This is a genomic window from Ruegeria pomeroyi DSS-3, from assembly GCF_000011965.2.
Lineage (GTDB): Bacteria > Pseudomonadota > Alphaproteobacteria > Rhodobacterales > Rhodobacteraceae > Ruegeria_B > Ruegeria_B pomeroyi.
In genome coordinates this window covers 64,019-82,725 of record NC_006569.1, presented here as the reverse complement: position 1 = coordinate 82,725, position 18,707 = coordinate 64,019, and the positions used below count along the sequence as shown (strand labels likewise).

The window sequence follows — 18,707 nt, the reverse complement described above, 5'->3', positions numbered from 1 at the left end:
GCCCGTCAGACCTGTCTAGGGTGACACGAGGACTATCTATCAGTCTGTCGGATGCGAGCCGGATCCGAATTGCCGAGTCTTTTCATACGGTCCGCATTCACGCTGGGTTTCGGCATAGTGCGCCGGGTTCCACTCGGGTGGCAAACTGCTTGGGCGGAGGTGCTGGCGGTCATTCTTGAACCCAGCCCTTGCGGTGAAAGTGGCGCAGTACGATGCTGCGATTGAACAACGGGAAGCCGACCCACAACCCGTTCGCGGTGATTAGCGACAAGAGCGCCCACCAGAACATGCCTTTGAACAGGTAATAGAGCGGCCCGAAGATTAGGCACCATAGCCTGTGCCAGTTCCCCAAGATAGTTTTCGTCTGGCCATTGAAGGCCCACGTCGCGCGGATCGTCATTTCCGTCTCCTTGCTTTCAGGTTCGACGCAAGCGCGATAAGATCTGAGGCTGCTCCGTGTCAGGGCAAATCCTCCGACGACGAGGAAGGCCACAGGCGCAATAATGTCCGTCCCGGCACGCATTGGCAGGTCAGACCTCCTGCAGGGTCCGTAGCGGGCGCAAAGGGGCGGGAGGACGTTTTCGGGTGGGGCAGAAGGTGGTCTTGCGCATGGACCACGCCCAGCGGCGCTCTCCGTGGCGCTGACGAGCGGCTTGGCCCTCGTGGACCCGCGCCGACCATCCCACATAGATCAAGTGCGCCTCAGCGCGGCGCACAGCGCGCCAGCCGGGATTGCGACGGGATCACCACGCCCGAGGCACGCCCCGGCGCTCCTGGCTCAATACAACGCCGCCGCGCGCGCGTTTCGCTCTCGATCCTCGGGGTTAGTTGCAGGCGCGGTCAGTTTCGCCCCAGAGCGCGGCGCAGGTTGCTCAGCGTCGATCTGAACGGATGCCCGGACATGCTCAGGTTCAGGGGCAAGGGTGGCCCGTTCCTGACCAGCATTTCCTCAAGGGACCACGGTTCGTCATGCTGGACGACCGAGATCGCGGCGTGCGTGGCAATCCATTCCGACAGCTTGTCCTCGTGGTGGCGGTCCATGCGAACGCGGTTCCGCTCGACGCGCCAGAACGCCAGTTCAAGTTCTTGTTCAAGAAGCGCCGCAAGGGAATGTCTCAAGGTCGAGGAGCGCACGGTCCCGCGTAGGTGGTTGCGCCAAAGTCGGCTTTTCACGGGCGTTGGCCCGCCTCGGCGCTCTGGCCGATCTTTCGGGGGTGCGATGCCAATGTAGAGCAGGTGCTTCCCGTCGCGCTCGATGCACCCGTTCCTCGGCACCAGAGGCAGGCGGTTGTCGAACCACCAGCCATAGACGCCGTGCGTGACCGCGTGCCGATCGATGAAATCCAAGACATGATCGGGCAGCAGCAGGGTGTCAGGCGACAGGACGGCCCTCGCCTCGTCAGATAGACTATGAGTCAACCAAGAGGGCGCACGTCCCCCTGCCTCTTCCTGCATTCCTGAATGTCGCCAGTGACTTCGGGCCTTCCGTGAGCCTAAGTCGAATATGACTCATAGTCTATGGTCGAGAGCGTGACCGCCATGCGCCATGCCGCGCATGTCAATTCAATCGCGCGTTTCGAGAAATATCCAGAGGATCAGGAGGGAGAAGGACCTTTCGCAAGAAGAGGTCGCCCATCGCGCGGACATTCACCAGACCTATCTGAGCGGCGTCGAGACCGGGAAGCGCAACCCGTCGATCTTGGTGGTCGAGCGCATCGCCAAGGCACTCGGTGTGGACGTCTCGGAAATCTTCAAGCCGAACTAGGGTTATCCCTGACACGCTCCGATCTTGCGTCTTATCGATCTGCATCAGCAACTTAGGAGATCGACATGACCGACATCGTGACGCTCAAGGCCATCTGCGACGAACTCAAGATCGACCCGCGCGAGGCACGCGAACGCCTGCGCTCCGCCGCCAGCGACGCCAAGGCGAACCCGGAACTGGCAAAGGCGAGGAAGCCACGCACTCCTTGGCAATGGGTGAAGGGGTCTGCCGCCGAGAAAGAAGCGAGAAAGGCATTGGCGACCTAACCAACTCTATGCTTATCAATAGCTGGGCCGCCTAGTGCGGCCCTTTATTTTTGAGCGCAAGTACCGCATCTTCGGCGAGTGCGAAGAACTGATGGGGTTCCCTTACAAGAGAATGGTCGAAGCCGGGAGGATGTAGTGCAAAGAGTGTGTCGAGACATGGCAAACGGGCTACGGTTGCCTGCAATAAATCGAAATCTACTAAGGGGCAAAGCATTTGAAGATCGGTGGTCGCGACGACTTTGAAAACAGATACATGGGCAAGTTCAGAGCCTTAGCCGCCAACTATGGTGTTTTTGTAGAGTATGAACGCGACCGCGCTGGACGCGACATTGGGCTTCACCTCACACAACCAGACTCCAACCGAGATGGAAAAATAGTGACCCCCGCGCTGATCTGGTTCCAAATGAAAGGAATCATGGATGGCACTTTGAGCCGCGAAGAATATGACGCTGTTGAGGAAGTGGCTCTGGACTTGGAAGTCGCGCACTTGAGGTTCTGGTATCTAAATGTGCAACCGACATATCTTGCTCTGTATATCGAAAGCGTTGATCGTTTCTTGGCTATTGACTTGCAGAAGTGGGTAGGCGCCCATTTTGGCGCTGACATCCTAACTCTGGAACAAAAAACCGTCAGAGTGAAAGTTGCCAAGAAAAATGAACTCGACAACGAGTTTTTTCGTACCGTTTTGCACGGGAATCTTGTTCCAATCCTTAGGCAGTCCCTAAGAAATGAGAACGACAAGGAGATTGCTCGATTCTTGCGTGACTCATCTGTTGTGCAATGGTTGAGCAGGTGTCAGCAGCAGGGCATTCAAGCACGCCTTACCGTGGTTAAATGGATTTCCAAGATGAGGACCGAAGCGTATTTCGAAGCTCGCGAGCAGGACGGTGACTGGGAGTTGTTTCGTACTCACTGGCAATATTCAATGGGTGAACTGGCATTGGCGTTCCCCTACGTGAAATTTACACCTGAAACTAGGGCAGAAATGGTCCGCTACCCGGAAACGATAGAAGACTTCGACGGAAATGAATTCCAGATCTGGCATGAAAGCTTTATTGCGATTGAGACAGAGACGGGCATGGAAATTGACGACGATGAACTCGAAGGTGAGTGCCTGCTGGAATTGGGTGACGGAGAGTTTTCATTTGGCGATATGGGCGGCGGAGAAATAGTTGAGCATCGGCTGGCACTGGAACTGAATGAGATCGGAGTGCGCTGGGCCGAAACGCTGGCAGTGCTTGTCAAGGCTGAAGTTTTGTCGGTGGACTCAGAGCCTCACATGGTTAGCGTTGCTCCGTGGCATGCGCGCGACGTGTAGATAGCAACGGATGACCGAAAACCAATAAACAGAATAGGTTACACAGGACTCATCAAGCTGACAAAAAACTTAAAACACTGTGACTTTTCACCGACCAAAACAGAGATGAAAACATGCATATTCACCGCCTCAAGGTTTCAGGCCTGCGCGGCATTCAGAACGCGGACATTACGCTTGGGAAACACTCTGTCCTTGTCGGTCCAAACAATAACGGCAAGACAACGATTGTTGAGGCTCTTGCCCTGCTGCTGGGAAGAGACCGATTGGTTCGGCGCTTGACCGAACATGACTTTTACCAAAGCAGACCAATCGAGACATCTCGCATCCTAATCATCGCAACCATCTCAGGCTTCCCAGAGAATGACCCACAGCATAGTCCCTCTTGGTTTGCCATGGGGCGCGGAGGTGTTGAGAAGTGGCTCAACCCAGCCACAGGCGACCTCGCCGCGTCGGCAGACGGAGAACACACAGATCTTAGTGTTCAAATTGCGTTTGCGGCTCGATATGATCTCCAAGAGCTTGAGGCCGAAACCATAAGGTTCTTCGTTGATGATGAAGCAACCCTTGGTGATCCATTCCATGATGAAACAAGCTACACTCAGATTTCGTCAAAGACGCTCCAAGAGCTTGGCTTCTTCATGGTCCCAGCGTCTAGAACGTGGGACAAATGGATTTCCTTCACATCAGAGCTTTTTCGTCGTCTTGTAGCGACATTGGGTGGCCTCCCTGCGACTGCGATACGCGATGCAAGGGAACGTCTTTGGGAACCGGAAGTAGGCCAGCGACTGGAAGAACAAGACGGGCTAACAGCAATCGTGGAGCAGGCCAATAGTGAACTTGGCAAGCTCATGCCATCATCACCAAGGCTTCGGCTTCGCATTACAGGTACAGACAGCAACTCTGTCCTCGAAAGTGTCGTACCCCATTTTGCACACGGAGATGGTCCAACTCTTCCTTCCGCGCGGCATGGAACTGGTTTGACTTCCTTGCAAAGTCTTTTGTTGCTGATGCAGTTCGGAAAGGCCAGAGCAGATGCGAATAAGTCATTCGTCCTCGCGGTAGAGGAACCTGAGCTGCACATCCAACCTTCTCAACAAAAGCGGCTCGTCAACCGGCTAAACGCTCTCTGTGATCAGACTATTGTCACTACACACTCACCGCTGGTTGCGGCGATGTTCCCTGTAGAAGCAACTTATTTTGTCGATAACGACGATGGACAAATGTCTGTCTCTCCATTGTCAAAGACAGCGCCCGCTGGTCCGACCAATCACAAGCAACACCTCTTTTTCGCTTGGCGACAAAAACTAATTGCCGCGCTGATGCATCAGCGTGTCCTGATACCAGAGGGAATAAGCGATGTCGCTTGGCTAGAGGCGCTCCAAACTGCCTTGGAACTTAGGCAAAGTTGGGATTCGCCTGAAGACGAACAATCGAAGTTCTCGACGTTTGTTGGGGTCGTGCCGACAGACGACGCAAAGATCGCTGAGACGCACGATGTCGTCAGACGGGTTCATCATCATTGCGCGATCCTTGTTGACGGAGATCAAGCAGGAAGGGACTACCTAGCGGAACTGAATGCGGCTGATCCATCGCCTAGCGCGGCAATCATATGGCAAACAGATTGGAAAATTGAACACGTGGTCGCTTGGATTGCGGAAGCAAACCTTGCGCTAGTTTTGCCCCAGTTAGCTGAGGCCAATAGCACGGCAATCGAGAACGCGGCAGAGCTTTCTGCTTTCTTAGAAAGCAGGAAGTCTTACGCCCCCACACAAGAAATCACGTCGGCGATACTGATGGGAGAATCCGCATGCCGCAAGCGGGCAGCGCAGCTACTTAATGCACTGTGTGACACTCTGCTTGACCCATCAGTCCAGAGTTCTCCACTTTTCGTCCGGGAGACCGAAGACGGTGCTGTTATGCCGACCTTCCGGTTCGAGCCTCCCGATGACGTTTGACTTCTTCGAAGGGCCCGCTGGATCGGGCAAGACCTTCAGCATGGTGGCTCATGCCCGGCAATTGATTGAGAGCGATGCGTTGGGTGAGGGTCAACGTATGCTTGCACTTACCTTCATGAATGGTGCGCGACGGCGGCTCACTTCTAACCTGAACGCCGAGGCGTCTTTCAGACGAAAATTTGACTGTCTCACCTTTGACTCTTTTGCTCAGTCGTTGGCCAAACGAAGAAGTGCCAAACTGACCGACGAAATGCGGCAGCAGGCCGAAGAGCTAGGCCAATTTCACGGTCCTTGTTTCTTGGCCTGTGAACTCTTGAATGATGTTGAGGTTCGTCGTTGGGTGGCTCGAACTTATCCCTTGGTGCTGGTCGATGAGGCTCAAGACCTTGATGTCCATCGGCAAGGGATAGTTCTTGGTTTGAAGGAATGCTGTACGACTGTTGTTGCCGCAGACAGTTTTCAGTGCTTGAGCGACGGCCAAGAGACGGCGGACTTCATCGACCGGTTACTACGCGCGGGAACCACTCACACCCTGACCCAAAGTCACCGAACGAACAAGGCAGGTTTGCTGGCCGCCGCTTTGGCTGTGAGAAACGGTGAAGACATTCGGGCCGTATTGAATGAGGAAGCTATCGGGAAGACTAACAGGGTTCATTGGATCGGCGAAGGTATTGAGCTTGTGGAAGTTCCAGCCACGGCAAGAAATTCAGGACTGCTCGCATGGAATCTGGCGTTTCAATTGAGACTAGGCTCTGATGACGTTGCACTCCTCACGCCAGATTCAGCGAACACGATCATACGGAACGCAATTGGAACTGTCGCAAGCAAGCAAAGGCCATGGCCGCACAACGCGTTTTCAGTCAGTTGGGAAGGCGGTGATAGCAGCGTTGCGGACGAATTGGCTGAGGCAATCGGTTTTCCAGATACAGCGCCATACGACGAGGTTTGTGCATTGTTGGAAGAGCACTCGGCGCAGCCAATGGTCAAAACAGTGATCCGGCGTATCCGCAGGCTCCAAAGGGTGACAGGCCAAAGCGAATTCGAAAAGGCTCAACTGGTTTCCTTTATCTCCGATGCTGTCAGAACAAATACACGCCTTGGCTTCAAGAAGAGTGCGAAGATCAAGGCTATGTCTATACATGGAGCAAAAAACAGAGAATTCGACAGGGTGATCGTCCTGTGGCCACAGTCAGCAACCGGAAGTGATGAGCACAAACGGCGCTTGCTCTATAATGCAATGACACGTACAAAGAACCACTGCACCGTTATTGTTCTGGGTACGGGGAGATTGAACTCAGCCCCCTTCGCCCCGTAGCAAATCCGTGTTGCTCGATCTGCGGAGCTCTAACAGCGGAACCATGATGCGGTGTGTCCTACTTGCGGTGTGGGGTTCGCGGCATACACGTCCCAACTACAAATCGCGTCTCAAGCGGCCTCTGGGCATATAGCTTCTTAATGATACCCAAATGATACCCACACGGCAGAATGAGCAGCTAAAGAGCGAGCGCCATTCACATAATGCATTGATATTATTTGGTAAAATGGTGCCCGGGGGCGGAATCGAACCACCGACACGAGGATTTTCAATCCACTGCTCTACCCCTGAGCTACCCGGGCACGGAAACGGCATCTACCGTTGGGTGGAGGCCTTCTAGGACGTGGCCGAGGCGGTGTCCAGAGGCTTTTTCAAGTTTTTTCAGTGCCGCGGCGCTACCGGAGTTTCCGCCTCTTGATCAAGGGGTTCTTCCTCGTCTTCCGAGCTCGCCGGGATCGCGTATGAGCCGTTCAGCCACTTGGCCAGGTCGAGGTCGGCACAGCGTTTCGAGCAGAAGGGACGGTAGGATGGAGCGGTTTTGGAACCGCAGATCGGGCAGGTCATGACAGGGCCTCCGCCACCGGCACCCGGCCGCGTTTGCGTTGCAACTCGTAATGACCCAGCGGGGTCCAGCCGGCAAGGGTTGTCTCTTCGCTATCGGCCTTCAGCGCGGCCCGCAGGGCGGCTTCGAACCCACGCCGGTCCTTCTTGGCCATCGGCGCGAGGTCCAGCGTGATCTGGCCACCAAGGCCCCGTATGCGCAGGACACGCGGCAGCAGTTTCGCGCAGGCGAAATTAGCCTTTTGCCCGGCCGCAAGCGAGGTATCGCTGCCGGTATTCACATCCACCGCTACCAGCGCACGGGTGGGCTGGATATAGAGATGACCTCCGCCAGGCAGTGGCTCAGCGATACCACGTACCCGCTCCAGCGCGTCGAGCACGCCATGATCCTCGAACCCGCCTGCCGCGGTCACCACCTCGGCCGGATCGGTCCAGTCACGCCAGGCCAGCACATGCGGGCCGTCGCCCTCGATCAGGGTTTCGCAGTCCTTGCCGTCATCCTCCAGCACCTGCTGCGCCTGGGCGATCATGGCGGCGATATCTTCGGCGATCACCTCGCCCTCGACCTCGGCGCAAGACGATCGCAGGATCAGGCCAAAGCCGTGGCCCTCCATCTCTTCATGCGCGATTTCCAGCAGGCGGTCACGCTCTGCCTCGTCACGGATATTGCGCGACAGATTCAGGCCCGGCGCCCCGGGCGTGACGATGGCATAGCGGCTCTTGAACAAGAGCTTGGCGGTGACCGGAATCGCCTTGCCCGGCTCTGCATAGCCGGTGACCTGCACCAGCAGATGGGCTCCGGGGGCCAGCCCCTTGACCTGGCGCAGAAAGGCCGGGCCATCGGGCGTGGTCAGGAACATGCCGCCCTGGCCCTTGACCGGGCGGTCGGCGCGGGCGCGATAGATGGTGCCGGGGGGCGGCGCATCGCTGGCGATCAGGAAATCGTCCAACTGGCCATCGACCATCAGGGCCGCGGCCTCGCGCCCTGCGATATGGTCCAGTACGATGGTACGGCCCTTCATGTGTCACCTTTGAATTTTGAGTGTCCCGCGGCGGCCAACAGGACTGCGGTTTCCGCCAGCGGCAGGCCGACGATGGCGCTGAACGAACCCGAGATCCAGGGCACGAAGGCGCCCGCAGGTCCCTGGATCGCATAGGCGCCGGCCTTGCCCTGCCAATCGCCGGTGGTGAGATAGGCAGAGATCTCGCCTTCCGACAGGCGCTTGACCTTGACCTGGCTGACCACGTCGCGTTCCCACAGGCGCCCGCCCCGGCGCACCGCCACGGCGGTGATCACCCGGTGACGACGGCCCGACAGGGAGCGGAGGAACCGCGCCGCCTCGTCCGCGTCGGCGGGTTTGCCCAGGATGCGGCGACCAAGCGCCACGGTGGTATCGGCGCATAGCACGATATCGTCCGGCCCGGCCTCGACGGCGGCCACCTTTTCGCGGCTGATACGGGTGCAATAGGCGCGGGGCAACTCGCCCTTAGCCGGGGTTTCGTCGATCTCGGGCGGGCGGACCGCATCGGGCGTGATGCCAAGCTGCGCCAGCAGGTCCAGCCGCCTTGGGCTGCCCGATCCGAGAATGAACGCCATGCGAACGGCGTTACTTGAAGCGGTAGTTGATCCGACCCTTGGTCAGATCGTAGGGGGTCATCTCGACCTGTACCTTGTCGCCAGCCAGAACACGGATGCGGTTCTTGCGCATCTTGCCTGCCGTATGTGCGATGATCTCATGGCCGTTTTCAAGCTCGACCCGGAACGTCGCATTGGGCAGGAGTTCCTTCACGACACCGGGAAATTCGAGCGTATCTTCCTTGGCCATGTTGTCTCCATCATTGCGTTTAGCCCGCGGAATCCGCAGGCATTGGCGCTTAAATGCGCTCATTCCCCCCCTAATTCAAGGGTGCTTTTGCGCTCAGGCAAGAGTTTGTGACCGATTGGGCGCGCCCATCCTGTTCCACCCAGTGGCTACGGTTAAGCACGCCGCCATCGGCGCGCACATGGGCGATGGCAGTCAGGTCGATCTCGGCATAGGTCCAGCCGGGCCGGTTCAACTGTCCCTCGGCCAGGATGCCAGTGCCGGGAAATCCCTTGTCGGGCGGGCCGAAAATACCGCCCATGCCGGTGTTGCGGTCGACCGCGTCGGACCAGTCGTTATTGCCCACGATCGAGGACATCACACTCACGCATTGGTTTTCCAGCGCCCGTGCCATCGCGCCGATCCGCACCCGGCTGTATCCCGCCAATGCCTCGGTGCAGGACGGAACCAGCAGGATATCGGCCTCGGACAGGGCCCGGCCCAAGAGAGGGAATTCGCTGTCATAGCAGATCAGCACGCCAATGCGGCCCAGTTCGGTGTCGAACAGCTTCAGCGGCCCTCCGGGAACGATATCCCAATCCTCGCGCTCGAACCGGGTCATGATCTGCTTGTCCTGATGGTCGCGCCCGCCGCCCGGGGTATAAAGCTCTGCCCGGTTCACAGGACGGCCATCGCCGGTGCTGACCGGCGCCGAAGCGCCAAGAACATGCACACCATATTCGCCGGCCAGTTTCAGGTGCAGCGCGGCGGCCTCTTCCATCCGTTCGCTGACCGCATGGATCGAGCGTTCCAGGTCGGCGGCCACGGCTGGCCCCGCCAGCGTGCTCAACTCCATCGCGCCATACTCGGGAAAAACCAGCAGATCCGCCCCCTGCCCCGCCGCCTCGGAGACCCATCCGGCCAGCTTGTCCTCGTAGTGTGCCCAGCTATCGAGCCAGTCGAGCGGATAGGCGGCAGTGGCGATCTTCATATGCGATCTCTCCATTAGGTGGGATCAGAGATCCCGTATCCAGAATTGCAGGGGCTTGTCTGTCTCGTTCTCCTGATCCAGGTCCTTCCAACTGAAATGAGCCACCGCACCGGGCAGTTTCTCGTACCCGCGTGCGCGCCAGAATGCATCGAGCGGGCGATAGCTGTCGGGTTTCAGCGGGTGATCGGCGGGGCGCTGCACTCCGCAAAAGGCGCATTTGGCAAATCCCAGTGCGCGGGCATGGCCCTCGCGCAGGTCAAAGAACCGGTGCCCCACACCATGGCCGCGATAGTCGGGCAACAGAACGGATTCGGCGCAATAGAACACCTGGTCCAGCGCCAGCCCGCTATCGGCAAAGGCAGCCGCGAAATCGTCGGCATGATCGGCCAGCGGCATGCCGGTCGAGGCACCGATCAGCCGGTCGCCGTCAAAGGCGCCGACCACGATAGCACGGTCGCTGTTGCGATAGGCCTGCAGATAGTCCCGCTCATAGTCCAGGTCGCCGTCGTAAAGGTAGGGCCAGGCGCGAAACACCGCGATCCGCAGCCGGGCGACATCCTCCAGCGCGGCGTCCAGCGCCGCGCCAGTCAGCGCCCGGACCCCGGTCACCTCAGCCATTGCTGACCTGTTTCACCCAATCGGCCAGGTTATAGAAGGTGGTCACCCGCGAGATCTTGCCGCCCTCGAGCGTAAAAAACGAGCCCGCCGGCAGGCGATAGGTCTGGCCATGTGCCTCGGGCAGGCCGGAATCTGTCTGCAGATAGGTGCCGTTCACGATGAACTCTGCCGCCGCGCGGGTGCCGCCCTCGGCCTCGAACACGACGATGTCGGTCAACAGCTCTTTGTAGCAGCGGTTCATATGGGCGCAGAATTCGGCGAATTTCTCTTTGCCGACGCGGATTTGCCCCTCGTTCACGTGATGGGCCACATCTTCGGACAGGCAGTCCAGCATGCCCTGCACATCCCCTGCGTTGAAGGCATCGAAATAGCGTTTGACGGTCTCGCTCATGATCTCTCCGTTGGCTCTCCCCAGCGCTCTTTCAGATGTTTGATGATCTGATCGCGGGTCTGACGATAGTGGTGTAGCTTCTCCGCCCGCGTCTCGCCCAGTCCGGTAGGGTCCATAATTGGCCAATATTCGACATCGAGGTGAAAAAAACGGGTCAGTTCCAGCGCCCTGCGCTGGCTGGCGGGCGACAGCGCCACCACCAGATCGAACGAGCTGAGGTCGTCTCCCCATTCCTGCATCATGTCGAAGGATCGCGAGCGATGGCGCGCCAGTTCGACGTCGATCTCCTGGCAGACGGCGATGCAGAACCCGTCGATTTCCATGTCGTTGTGAACACCGGCAGATTGCACATAGGTGCCGGTGCCATAGAATTTCTTCATGATGCCTTCCGCCATGGGCGAGCGGACCGCGTTGTGGTCGCAGCAAAACAGGACCGACTGCGGAAGCGGGTGCACCATTCAGCCCCCGAAATGCAAAACGCAAATCAGGGTAAACAGGCGTCGGGCGGTGTCGGTGTCGATCTCGGCCTTGCCGTCCAGCCGCTCCTGCAACACCCGGCTGCCCTCGTTGTGAATGCCGCGCCGGGCCATGTCGATGGTCTCGATCTGGCTGGGCGGCAGGGTCTTGACCGCGTTGAAATAGCTCTCGCAGATCTGGAAGTAATCCTTGACCACCTGCCGGAACGGACCCAGCGACAGGTGGAATTCGGCCGCCTTCTCTTCGTCCTCGGTCTGGATATCAAAGACCAGCCGCTTGTCGCGGATCGACAGGTTCACCCGATAGGGCCCCTCGGGCACGGCGCGGTCGTCGCGCGCCGGCAGGGCAAAGCTGTTTTCCTCCAACAGATCGTAGATCGCGACTTTGCGTTCCTGCTCGATCTCGGGCGTTGGCGGGGGAAGGTTGCTGTCATCCAGCTCGATATGAGAGATACGGCTCATCGTCACGGGTGCCTGTTCGATAGATCGGGACAGACCTACACCATGGGTTTGCGATGGGCAACGTGTTGCAATGCGCGATCAGCCGCCCGGCCGCCGGGTAGGCACCCGGTTTTCCAGCCAGCGAAAGGCCAGCGCGATCAGCCCCGCAATGACCATATAGACCAGCGCCAGCAACAGGAGCGGTTCGTAGATCACGAATGTGTCCTGCCGCACCCGCGACGAGACAGCGAAGATCTCGACCACGGTGATCGTCGCCACCAGCGGCGTTGCCTTAAGTTGCAGGATGGTCTCTCCCCCCAGCGTCGGCAGCACGTTGTTGATCGCCTGCGGCAGCCAGATCCGGCGGAACAGGGTAAAGCGCGGCATCCCGAACGAGCGCGCCGCCTCCAGCTGGCCGCGGTTGACCCCCGAAAAGGCCCCGCGCATCACCTCGCCCTCATACCCGGCAAAGGACAGCGTCAGCGCCAGCAGCGCATAGGGCCAGGCCTGTCGCAGATAGGGCCACAGAACGCTGTCGCGAATACCGTCGATCTGGGGAAAGACCGACCCCAGCCCATAATACAGCAGCCATATCTGCAAGAGCAGCGGCGTCCCCCGGATCAGGGTGCAGAACACCCGCGCCGGAACGGCAAGATACCAAGGCCCCACCGCCTGGGCAAAGCCCAGCGGAACCGCCAGCAGGAACCCCAGGAATGTACTTGCCGCCAGCAGCCAGACGGTGCGCCACAGCCCCTCCATCGCCAGCGGCAGGTATTTCGGCAGCCAGTCCCAGCGCAATGTCAGGGCGCACCACAGCGCCAGCGCCACGGCCAGCGCAATCAGCACCAGACGGTGCGGCATCAGCATCGGTCGGATCAGCCGCATCATCGACCCGCCCCCTTGAGCGAGGGCTGACCGCGCCGTGACCGCCTCTCAAGCAGCTGGAACAGCGCGGACGACATCAGCGTTACCATCAGGTAAAGCCCGCCAGCGGCGAGGAAAAAGGTGAAATAGGCCCGCGTGCTCGACGCGGCCTGCCGGGTTTCCAGCGTCAGTTCGCTGAACCCCACAACCGCCAGCAGCGCGGTATCCTTGGTGGCGATCAGCCACAGGTTCGCCAGCCCCGGCAGAGCAAACGACAACATGGCCGGAATGGTCACCCGCCGCATCAGCATCACCGGCGGCATGCCAAAGGCGCGCGCCGCCTCGATCTGGCCCTGCGGCACCGCCAGGATGGCGCCGCGCAGCACCTCGGTCGAATAGGCGCCCTGAACCACGCCCAACACCCAGATACCGGCGGCAACGCCGCTGATCTCGACCCGGCCATATCCCAGCGCCTCGGACGCGCGGTTGATCAGGTCGGTACCGACGAAATAGAGAATGAGGATCAGCACCAGTTCGGGCACCGCCCGGACAACGGTGGTGTATATGGCGAGCAGATCACGAACGACCGGCCCGCCATAAAGCTTTCCATAGGCTCCGAACAATCCGATCACCAGACCGAAGCCGAAGGCCCCGAACGCGATCTGGAGCGATTTGCCCAGACCGCGCAGCAGGTTCATCCCCCAGCCCGGCGGCGACAGCGACAGCAGCTCGGCGCTTTTCGCCAGGCCGAGCAGGTCCAGAAGCCCCTCCATCGACAGCGATTATTCGCTGTAGATGGGCGCGGCGAAGTAGCGCGCGGTGATCGCCTCGTGCGTGCCATCGGCCAGGATTGCGGCGATGCCCTTGTTCAGCGCCTCGCGCAGCGCGTCGTCGCCCTTGCGCACACCGGCACCCACGCCCTTGCCCAGGATCGCTTCGTCATTGGCGACATTGCCCTTGATCTCGCAGCACTGGCCCGCATCGGTGGCAACAAAATCGGCCATGGCGATGCTGTCAGCCTGGGTTGCGTCGATGCGACCGGCGTAAAGGTCCTGATTGGCCTCGTCCTGGGTCTGATAGACGCGGATCTCGGCATCGCCGAAATACGCGTTGGCATAGGCCTGGTGGATGGTCGATGCCTGTACCCCGATGATCTTGCCGGCCAGCGAGGCGGGCGACGCATCGATATCCAGCGACTTGTCGGCCACGATCACGGCAGGCGTGTTGTAATAGGCATTCGAAAAGTCGATGGTCTGCATCCGCTCTTCGGTGATCGACATCGAGGCCATGATGGCGTCGATCTGCTTGCCGGTCAGCGAGGGGATGATGCCGTCCCATGCGACGGGGGTCAGCACGCAATCCAGCGCGGCCGCCTTGCAAACGGCGTCGATCACCTCGATCTCCCAGCCGACCCAGTTGCCTGCGGAATCGGGCGAGGCAAAGGGCGGATAAGGCTCGGCCGCGATGCCGATCTTGACCTCTTCGGCGGCCGCGGCGCCAGCGCTCAGGGCTAATGCGGCCAGACCGGCCAGCAGCGATGTCTTGAAGTTCATTTGTTGGTCTCCCTGTTTTTCATTCTTGGTGTTCAGTTGATGGATTTCAGAAATTGCTTCAGCCGCTCGGATTGCGGATTGCCGAATATCTGGGCAGGCGGCCCCTGCTCTTCGATCCGGCCCTGGTAAAGATAGATCACGTGATCGGCGACCTCGCGGGCAAAGTTCATCTCGTGGGTCACCACCAACATGGTACGCCCCTCGGCGGCCAGGTCGCGCATCACGCTCAGCACCTCGCCCACAAGCTCGGGGTCCAGCGCCGAGGTCGGCTCGTCAAACAGCATCACCGCCGGGTCCACCGCCAGCGCGCGCGCGATGGCCGCGCGCTGCTGCTGACCACCGGACAGGAACAACGGATAGGTGTCTTCCTTCTCGGCCAGGCCCACCCGTTCCAGCAGGGCGCGCGCCTTTTCGATTGCCTGCGCGCGCGGCATCTTGAGGACATGCACCGGCACCTCGATCACGTTTTCCAGCAGGGTGCGGTGAGTCCACAGGTTGAAGGACTGGAACACCATCGCCAACCGGGTGCGCACCCGCTCCAGCTGTTTGCGGTTGGCAGCGGTGCCATCGGCGCGCATCTGGATTTCCTCGCCACCGATGACGATCCGGCCCGCGCTGGGGGTTTCCAGAAAGTTGATGCAGCGCAGCATGGTCGACTTGCCCGAGCCCGAGCCGCCGATGATCGCAATCACATCGCCCCGGTTCGCGGTCAATGACACGCCCTTGAGCACTTCGAGATCGCCAAAGGATTTATGCAGATCCTCAATCAGCAGGGTGCCCGCCAAATCGCTGGCGGCCCCCGCTTCGGGCGTCAGTTTCTGCGTTGCCGTCACGCGATCCCCCCTGACTTTCCGGTTGCCTATCTGGCCCGGCTCTGCTTATATTTATACAAACGTATAACAATATGCGTGATGCAAATCAAGCACGCTTTTCTCACCGCCGGAGGCCCCGCCCTTGGAAAGTTCACGCCGCAGCTTTACCCGCGAATCCGCCGAACATCGGCGCGAGGCGCTGATCCGGGCGACGCTGACCCTGATCGGGCGCAAGGGTGTGCAGGCGGCCACCGTGCGCAGCATCGCCGAGGAGGCGGGAGTGACGCTGGGCCTGATCCGGCACTATTTCGATGGCAAGGACGAGCTGATCTATGCCGCCTATCAGGCACATATGAGCCAGCTGACCGATGCCACGATGGATTGCCCCCGTCAGGCCGGTGAACCGGCGGCGCACCAACTGGCCCGCATCGTACGCGCCAGCCTGACCCCGCCGGTCAGCAGCCCGCAGGCGGTTGGTCTCTGGGCCGGGTTCCTGAACATGGTGCAGCGCGACCCGCGCATGGCCGAGGTGCACAGCCGCACCTATTACGATTTCCGCGACCGCCTGCAGGCGCTGATCGCCCCGGCGCTGGAGGAGGCGGGCGAAACCCCCTCGCCCGAGCAACTGCGCGCGCTGGCCATCGCCTGCAACGCGGTCATCGACGGGCTCTGGCTAGAAGGCGGCGCGCTGCCCGAAGCCTTTGATCCGGGCGAACTTGTGAACATCGGCCTGACCTCGGTCGGCGCCATTCTGGGGCTGACCCTGAACGATCCAGGAGAAGAGGCATGAAAACCACCGCCATTACCCGCCGCCTGACTGATCTGGGCGGCGCCAAATGGGGCATCTACCTGCGCGCCAAGGCGATGATCGCCAAGGGCGCCGATGTGATCAGCCTGACCATCGGCGCGCCGGACGTGCCCCCTCCCGCCGAGCTGATGGATGTGGCCGAGGCCGCGATGCGCGCCGGGCGCACCACCTATTCCGATGGCGCGGGCGAGCCGGGCCTGCGCGCGGCCCTCGCCGAACGTTACAGCGCCAGCACCGGACGGGCGATCTCAGCCGATCAGGTCATGTGTTTCCCTGGCACCCAGACCGCGCTTTACGCGGTGTTGATGGGCGTGGCCGAGGAAGGCGACGAGGTGCTGGTGGGCGATCCCATGTATGCCACCTATGCCGGGGTGATCCGCGCCACCGGTGCCGATCTGGTACCGGTGCCGTTGCGGCCCGAAAACGGCTTTCGCATCACGGCGGCCGATATCGCCGCGCGCATCACCCCGCGCAGCCGTGCCATCCTGCTTACCACACCGCACAACCCCACCGGCGCCATCCTGACGCCGGAGGATATCGCCGCAATCGGCGACCTCGCGTGCAAGCACGATCTGTGGATCATCTCGGACGAGGTGTACGAACAGCTGGTGTTCGACGGGCAAGGCTTTTCCTCGCCGCTGGCGCAGCCCGATCTGGCCGAGCGGGTGATCGTGGTCTCGTCGATCTCGAAATCCCATGCCGCGCCGGGCTTTCGCAGTGGCTGGTGCATCGGGTCTGAGGCATTTACGGCCGCGCTTCTGCCGCTGTCGGAAACCATGCTGTTCGGCAACCAGCCCTTTATCGCCGACATGACCGAAGCGGCGGTACGCAACGGTTCCTCGGTCGCGCCGGGCATGCGGGCGCGCTACGCCGCGCGGGCGGACCGGCTGGCCGCGCGGTTGAACGGGCGGACCTGCCTGCACGTTCTGAAACCGCAGGCCGGCATGTTCGCGATGATCGACGTCAGCGGCACCGGCATGACGGGCGAGGCCTATGCCGCACACTTGCTGGATCATGCCGGGGTGGCGGTGATGCCCGGCGCCTCGTTCGGCGACACCATTGACGGCTGGGTCCGGGTGGCGCTGACCGCCGATGACGCGGCCTTTGACACCGCCTGCGAGCGCATCGCCGCACATGCGGCAGAGTTCCAGAGCGAGGACGCCTGATGACCACGGTGGGAGAGGCGCTGGTGGCCGGGCTGGCCGCACGCGGGGTGACCTGTGTGTTCGGCATTCCCGGCGTTCACACGATCGAGATGTATCGCGGTCTGGCCGCCTCGGGCATCCGCCATGTCACACCCCGCCACGAACAGGGCGCCGGGTTCATGGCCGATGGCTATGCCCGGGTCTCTGGGCGGCCCGGCGTGGCCTTTGTCATCACCGGTCCGGGAGTGACCAACACGCTGACCGCGATGGGACAGGCCCGCGCCGACAGCGTGCCGATGTTGGTGGTCTCGGGCGTGAACACCCGCGCCAGCCTGGGGCGCGGCATGGGGCATCTGCACGAGTTGCCCGACCAGCTGGGGCTGGTCTCGCAGGTGGCGTTGGAGGCGCATCGCGTCTCGCAGGCGGATCAGCTGGCCCCGGCGCTGGGATCGGTGTTTGACCGGCTCGCAACAGGTCGCGGCGGCCCCTGTCATATCGAGGTGCCGTTGGATGTGGCGGGGTCTGGCTTCGACGGTGCCTTGCCCGCAGCCACCCCCGCACTGCCCGATGAACCAGAGGCCGCGCTGCTTGACACGGCCGCTGCGCGGCTCGACGCGGCGCGCCGCACGGTGATCCTGATCGGAGGCGGGGCAAAGGGCATGGAAACGGCCCTACAGGCGCTGGCCGAACGGCTGGATGCGCCGGTGGTGCAGACGGTGAACGCGCGCGGGCTGATGCATGGCCATCCTCTGACCGTTGCCGCCAGCCCCAGCCTTGATGCCGTGCGCGCCCTGATCTCTGGCGCCGACCGGGTGCTGGCCATCGGGACCGAGTTGGGCCCGACCGATTACGACATGTATGCCACCGGCACCATGCCGTCGATGGCGGGGCTGATCCGCATCGATATCTGCGACGCGCAGCTTGCCCGCCACCCGGCCGACCTGACGATCCGGGGCGATGCAGGCGCCACCGTGGTGGGGCTGTTGGCGCGGCTCCCCGAGGGTGCGCGCACCCACGACGGCGCCAGCCGCGCCACCGCCGCCCGGCACGCGGCGCGCGAGGAAATCGGCCCTTATATGCGCTCCATGGTCGAGATGCTGGAGGCCGCGCGCGACGCCGTGCCCGGCGCGCTGATGGTGGGGGATTCGACCCAGCCGATCTATGCCGGAAACCTCGTTTACGACCATGACCGCCCCGGTGGCTGGTTCAACGCCGCAACCGGGTTCGGTGCGCTGGGATATGCTATTCCTGCCGCCATCGGCGCCGCCATTGCCGCCCCCGAGACCCCGGTGATCTGCATCGCCGGCGATGGCGGCGCGCAGTTCAGCCTGAGCGAGCTGATGGTCGCCCGCGACGAGGCACTGCCCATCACATTCGTGATCTGGAACAGTCGCGGCTATCGCGAGATCGACATGTCGATGCGCGCGGTAGGTGTCGAGGTGGTGGGTTGCGACCCGACCCCGCCCGATTTCGCCGCCATCGCCGCCGCCTGTGGCATGCCCTACGCCACCTGCGCCGCCGGTGACCCGGCGGGCTTTGCCGCTGCCCTGGCCGAGGCCCGGCGCCATGCTGGCCCCACCCTCATCGAAATCGACGCGCCCTATGCGCCGGAACAGGATTGATCCG

Annotated in this window: 23 protein-coding genes and 1 tRNA gene; 8 read left to right on the top strand and 16 right to left on the bottom strand. The window is 61.2% G+C overall.

Annotation, left to right across the window (positions count from 1 at the left end; translation table 11 throughout):
- Positions 1 to 169: 169 nt before the first annotated feature.
- Complete coding sequence (locus SPO_RS20210) at positions 170 to 400, bottom strand: hypothetical protein (protein ID WP_044029580.1); 231 nt, start codon at positions 398 to 400, stop codon at positions 170 to 172.
- 440 nt (positions 401 to 840) lie between these two features.
- Positions 841 to 1,347: a GIY-YIG nuclease family protein gene (locus SPO_RS20205; RefSeq protein ID WP_144084090.1), complete on the bottom strand. Its 507-nt coding sequence runs from the start codon at positions 1,345 to 1,347 to the stop codon at positions 841 to 843.
- Between the two features lie 208 nt (positions 1,348 to 1,555).
- On the opposite strand from SPO_RS20205, the gene SPO_RS20200 reads away from it, so the two are divergent.
- The 5 genes from SPO_RS20200 (at position 1,556) to SPO_RS20180 (ending at position 6,619) form a co-directional block, all read left to right on the top strand.
- Positions 1,556 to 1,765: a helix-turn-helix domain-containing protein gene (locus SPO_RS20200; protein ID WP_230981824.1), complete on the top strand. Its 210-nt coding sequence runs from the start codon at positions 1,556 to 1,558 to the stop codon at positions 1,763 to 1,765.
- 65 nt (positions 1,766 to 1,830) lie between these two features.
- Positions 1,831 to 2,031, top strand: coding sequence for a hypothetical protein (locus SPO_RS20195; protein WP_011241867.1), 201 nt, complete (start codon positions 1,831 to 1,833; stop codon positions 2,029 to 2,031).
- A 214-nt stretch (positions 2,032 to 2,245) separates the two neighbouring features.
- Entirely contained in the window at positions 2,246 to 3,349 is a 1,104-nt protein-coding gene (locus SPO_RS20190; protein ID WP_011241866.1) for a DUF4365 domain-containing protein, read from the top strand.
- 113 nt (positions 3,350 to 3,462) lie between these two features.
- Entirely contained in the window at positions 3,463 to 5,304 is a 1,842-nt protein-coding gene (locus SPO_RS20185) for an ATP-dependent nuclease (protein WP_011241865.1), read from the top strand.
- A complete protein-coding gene (locus SPO_RS20180; RefSeq protein WP_011241864.1) occupies positions 5,294 to 6,619 on the top strand; it encodes an ATP-binding domain-containing protein in 1,326 nt (441 codons plus the stop codon). The genes SPO_RS20185 and SPO_RS20180 overlap by 11 nt, the downstream gene beginning before the upstream one ends.
- A 227-nt stretch (positions 6,620 to 6,846) precedes the next feature.
- Here the strand turns inward: SPO_RS20180 and SPO_RS20175 are convergent.
- The 14 genes from SPO_RS20175 to SPO_RS20115 all read right to left on the bottom strand — a co-directional run bounded on the left by SPO_RS20175 (position 6,847) and on the right by SPO_RS20115 (position 15,131).
- Positions 6,847 to 6,921 (bottom strand) — tRNA-Phe (locus tag SPO_RS20175).
- Between the two features lie 79 nt (positions 6,922 to 7,000).
- Positions 7,001 to 7,183: a DNA gyrase inhibitor YacG gene (locus tag SPO_RS22655; RefSeq protein WP_011241863.1), complete on the bottom strand. Its 183-nt coding sequence runs from the start codon at positions 7,181 to 7,183 to the stop codon at positions 7,001 to 7,003.
- A complete protein-coding gene (locus SPO_RS20170; RefSeq protein ID WP_011241862.1) occupies positions 7,180 to 8,202 on the bottom strand; it encodes a ribonuclease E/G in 1,023 nt (340 codons plus the stop codon). Before SPO_RS20170 ends, SPO_RS22655 begins: the two co-directional genes overlap by 4 nt.
- The gene (locus SPO_RS20165) at positions 8,199 to 8,777 is read right to left on the bottom strand and encodes a Maf family protein (RefSeq protein WP_011241861.1); all 579 of its coding nucleotides are present in this window, start codon (positions 8,775 to 8,777) and stop codon (positions 8,199 to 8,201) included. Before SPO_RS20165 ends, SPO_RS20170 begins: the two co-directional genes overlap by 4 nt.
- A gap of 10 nt (positions 8,778 to 8,787) precedes the next feature.
- A complete protein-coding gene (infA, locus tag SPO_RS20160; RefSeq protein ID WP_005978431.1) occupies positions 8,788 to 9,006 on the bottom strand; it encodes a translation initiation factor IF-1 in 219 nt (72 codons plus the stop codon).
- A gap of 70 nt (positions 9,007 to 9,076) precedes the next feature.
- On the bottom strand, positions 9,077 to 9,973 hold the full coding sequence (locus SPO_RS20155) for a carbon-nitrogen hydrolase family protein (RefSeq protein ID WP_011241860.1): 897 nt from the start codon (positions 9,971 to 9,973) through the stop codon (positions 9,077 to 9,079).
- Between the two features lie 24 nt (positions 9,974 to 9,997).
- Positions 9,998 to 10,591, bottom strand: a complete 594-nt coding sequence (locus SPO_RS20150) for a GNAT family N-acetyltransferase (RefSeq protein WP_011241859.1) — start codon at positions 10,589 to 10,591, stop codon at positions 9,998 to 10,000.
- A complete protein-coding gene (locus SPO_RS20145) occupies positions 10,584 to 10,982 on the bottom strand; it encodes a ketosteroid isomerase-related protein (RefSeq protein ID WP_011241858.1) in 399 nt (132 codons plus the stop codon). Before SPO_RS20145 ends, SPO_RS20150 begins: the two co-directional genes overlap by 8 nt.
- Positions 10,979 to 11,437 (bottom strand): low molecular weight phosphatase family protein, encoded by a 459-nt coding sequence (locus tag SPO_RS20140; protein WP_144084117.1) that lies wholly within the window; start codon positions 11,435 to 11,437, stop codon positions 10,979 to 10,981. The genes SPO_RS20145 and SPO_RS20140 overlap by 4 nt, the downstream gene beginning before the upstream one ends.
- 3 nt (positions 11,438 to 11,440) lie before the next feature.
- Positions 11,441 to 11,920: a UPF0262 family protein gene (locus SPO_RS20135; protein WP_044029498.1), complete on the bottom strand. Its 480-nt coding sequence runs from the start codon at positions 11,918 to 11,920 to the stop codon at positions 11,441 to 11,443.
- Between the two features lie 78 nt (positions 11,921 to 11,998).
- On the bottom strand, positions 11,999 to 12,787 hold the full coding sequence (locus tag SPO_RS20130) for an ABC transporter permease (protein ID WP_011241855.1): 789 nt from the start codon (positions 12,785 to 12,787) through the stop codon (positions 11,999 to 12,001).
- Positions 12,784 to 13,536 (bottom strand): ABC transporter permease, encoded by a 753-nt coding sequence (locus tag SPO_RS20125; protein ID WP_011241854.1) that lies wholly within the window; start codon positions 13,534 to 13,536, stop codon positions 12,784 to 12,786. The genes SPO_RS20130 and SPO_RS20125 overlap by 4 nt, the downstream gene beginning before the upstream one ends.
- Before the next feature lie 9 nt (positions 13,537 to 13,545).
- Positions 13,546 to 14,316, bottom strand: a complete 771-nt coding sequence (locus SPO_RS20120; RefSeq protein ID WP_011241853.1) for a transporter substrate-binding domain-containing protein — start codon at positions 14,314 to 14,316, stop codon at positions 13,546 to 13,548.
- 32 nt (positions 14,317 to 14,348) lie between these two features.
- Positions 14,349 to 15,131, bottom strand: a complete 783-nt coding sequence (locus tag SPO_RS20115; protein ID WP_051420479.1) for an ABC transporter ATP-binding protein — start codon at positions 15,129 to 15,131, stop codon at positions 14,349 to 14,351.
- 139 nt (positions 15,132 to 15,270) lie between these two features.
- On the opposite strand from SPO_RS20115, the gene SPO_RS20110 reads away from it, so the two are divergent.
- From SPO_RS20110 to SPO_RS20100, 3 genes are read left to right on the top strand one after another with little or no spacing between them, the layout of a single operon-like run.
- Positions 15,271 to 15,918, top strand: a complete 648-nt coding sequence (locus tag SPO_RS20110; RefSeq protein ID WP_011241851.1) for a TetR/AcrR family transcriptional regulator — start codon at positions 15,271 to 15,273, stop codon at positions 15,916 to 15,918.
- Positions 15,915 to 17,102 carry a pyridoxal phosphate-dependent aminotransferase gene (locus SPO_RS20105; RefSeq protein ID WP_011241850.1) on the top strand — a complete coding sequence of 396 codons (1,188 nt, stop codon included), beginning with the start codon at positions 15,915 to 15,917 and terminating at the stop codon, positions 17,100 to 17,102. The genes SPO_RS20110 and SPO_RS20105 overlap by 4 nt, the downstream gene beginning before the upstream one ends.
- Positions 17,102 to 18,703 (top strand): 5-guanidino-2-oxopentanoate decarboxylase, encoded by a 1,602-nt coding sequence (locus SPO_RS20100; RefSeq protein WP_011241849.1) that lies wholly within the window; start codon positions 17,102 to 17,104, stop codon positions 18,701 to 18,703. Before SPO_RS20105 ends, SPO_RS20100 begins: the two co-directional genes overlap by 1 nt.
- The last annotated feature ends 4 nt before the right edge of the window (positions 18,704 to 18,707 follow it).

What these genes read in the sequence shown, in the direction of transcription:
- SPO_RS20210 (WP_044029580.1), bottom strand. Translation starts at nt 400, where the DNA reads ATGACGATCCGCGCGACGTGGGCCTTCAATGGCCAGACGAAAACTATC.
- SPO_RS20200 (WP_230981824.1), top strand. Translation starts at nt 1,556, where the DNA reads ATGTCAATTCAATCGCGCGTTTCGAGAAATATCCAGAGGATCAGGAGG.
- SPO_RS20195 (WP_011241867.1), top strand. Translation starts at nt 1,831, where the DNA reads ATGACCGACATCGTGACGCTCAAGGCCATCTGCGACGAACTCAAGATC.
- SPO_RS20185 (WP_011241865.1), top strand. Translation starts at nt 3,463, where the DNA reads ATGCATATTCACCGCCTCAAGGTTTCAGGCCTGCGCGGCATTCAGAAC.
- SPO_RS20180 (WP_011241864.1), top strand. Translation starts at nt 5,294, where the DNA reads ATGACGTTTGACTTCTTCGAAGGGCCCGCTGGATCGGGCAAGACCTTC.
- SPO_RS22655 (WP_011241863.1), bottom strand. Translation starts at nt 7,183, where the DNA reads ATGACCTGCCCGATCTGCGGTTCCAAAACCGCTCCATCCTACCGTCCC.
- SPO_RS20170 (WP_011241862.1), bottom strand. Translation starts at nt 8,202, where the DNA reads ATGAAGGGCCGTACCATCGTACTGGACCATATCGCAGGGCGCGAGGCC.
- SPO_RS20165 (WP_011241861.1), bottom strand. Translation starts at nt 8,777, where the DNA reads ATGGCGTTCATTCTCGGATCGGGCAGCCCAAGGCGGCTGGACCTGCTG.
- infA (WP_005978431.1), bottom strand. Translation starts at nt 9,006, where the DNA reads ATGGCCAAGGAAGATACGCTCGAATTTCCCGGTGTCGTGAAGGAACTC.
- SPO_RS20155 (WP_011241860.1), bottom strand. Translation starts at nt 9,973, where the DNA reads ATGAAGATCGCCACTGCCGCCTATCCGCTCGACTGGCTCGATAGCTGG.
- SPO_RS20150 (WP_011241859.1), bottom strand. Translation starts at nt 10,591, where the DNA reads ATGGCTGAGGTGACCGGGGTCCGGGCGCTGACTGGCGCGGCGCTGGAC.
- SPO_RS20145 (WP_011241858.1), bottom strand. Translation starts at nt 10,982, where the DNA reads ATGAGCGAGACCGTCAAACGCTATTTCGATGCCTTCAACGCAGGGGAT.
- SPO_RS20135 (WP_044029498.1), bottom strand. Translation starts at nt 11,920, where the DNA reads ATGAGCCGTATCTCTCATATCGAGCTGGATGACAGCAACCTTCCCCCG.
- SPO_RS20130 (WP_011241855.1), bottom strand. Translation starts at nt 12,787, where the DNA reads ATGATGCGGCTGATCCGACCGATGCTGATGCCGCACCGTCTGGTGCTG.
- SPO_RS20125 (WP_011241854.1), bottom strand. Translation starts at nt 13,536, where the DNA reads ATGGAGGGGCTTCTGGACCTGCTCGGCCTGGCGAAAAGCGCCGAGCTG.
- SPO_RS20120 (WP_011241853.1), bottom strand. Translation starts at nt 14,316, where the DNA reads ATGAACTTCAAGACATCGCTGCTGGCCGGTCTGGCCGCATTAGCCCTG.
- SPO_RS20105 (WP_011241850.1), top strand. Translation starts at nt 15,915, where the DNA reads ATGAAAACCACCGCCATTACCCGCCGCCTGACTGATCTGGGCGGCGCC.
- SPO_RS20100 (WP_011241849.1), top strand. Translation starts at nt 17,102, where the DNA reads ATGACCACGGTGGGAGAGGCGCTGGTGGCCGGGCTGGCCGCACGCGGG.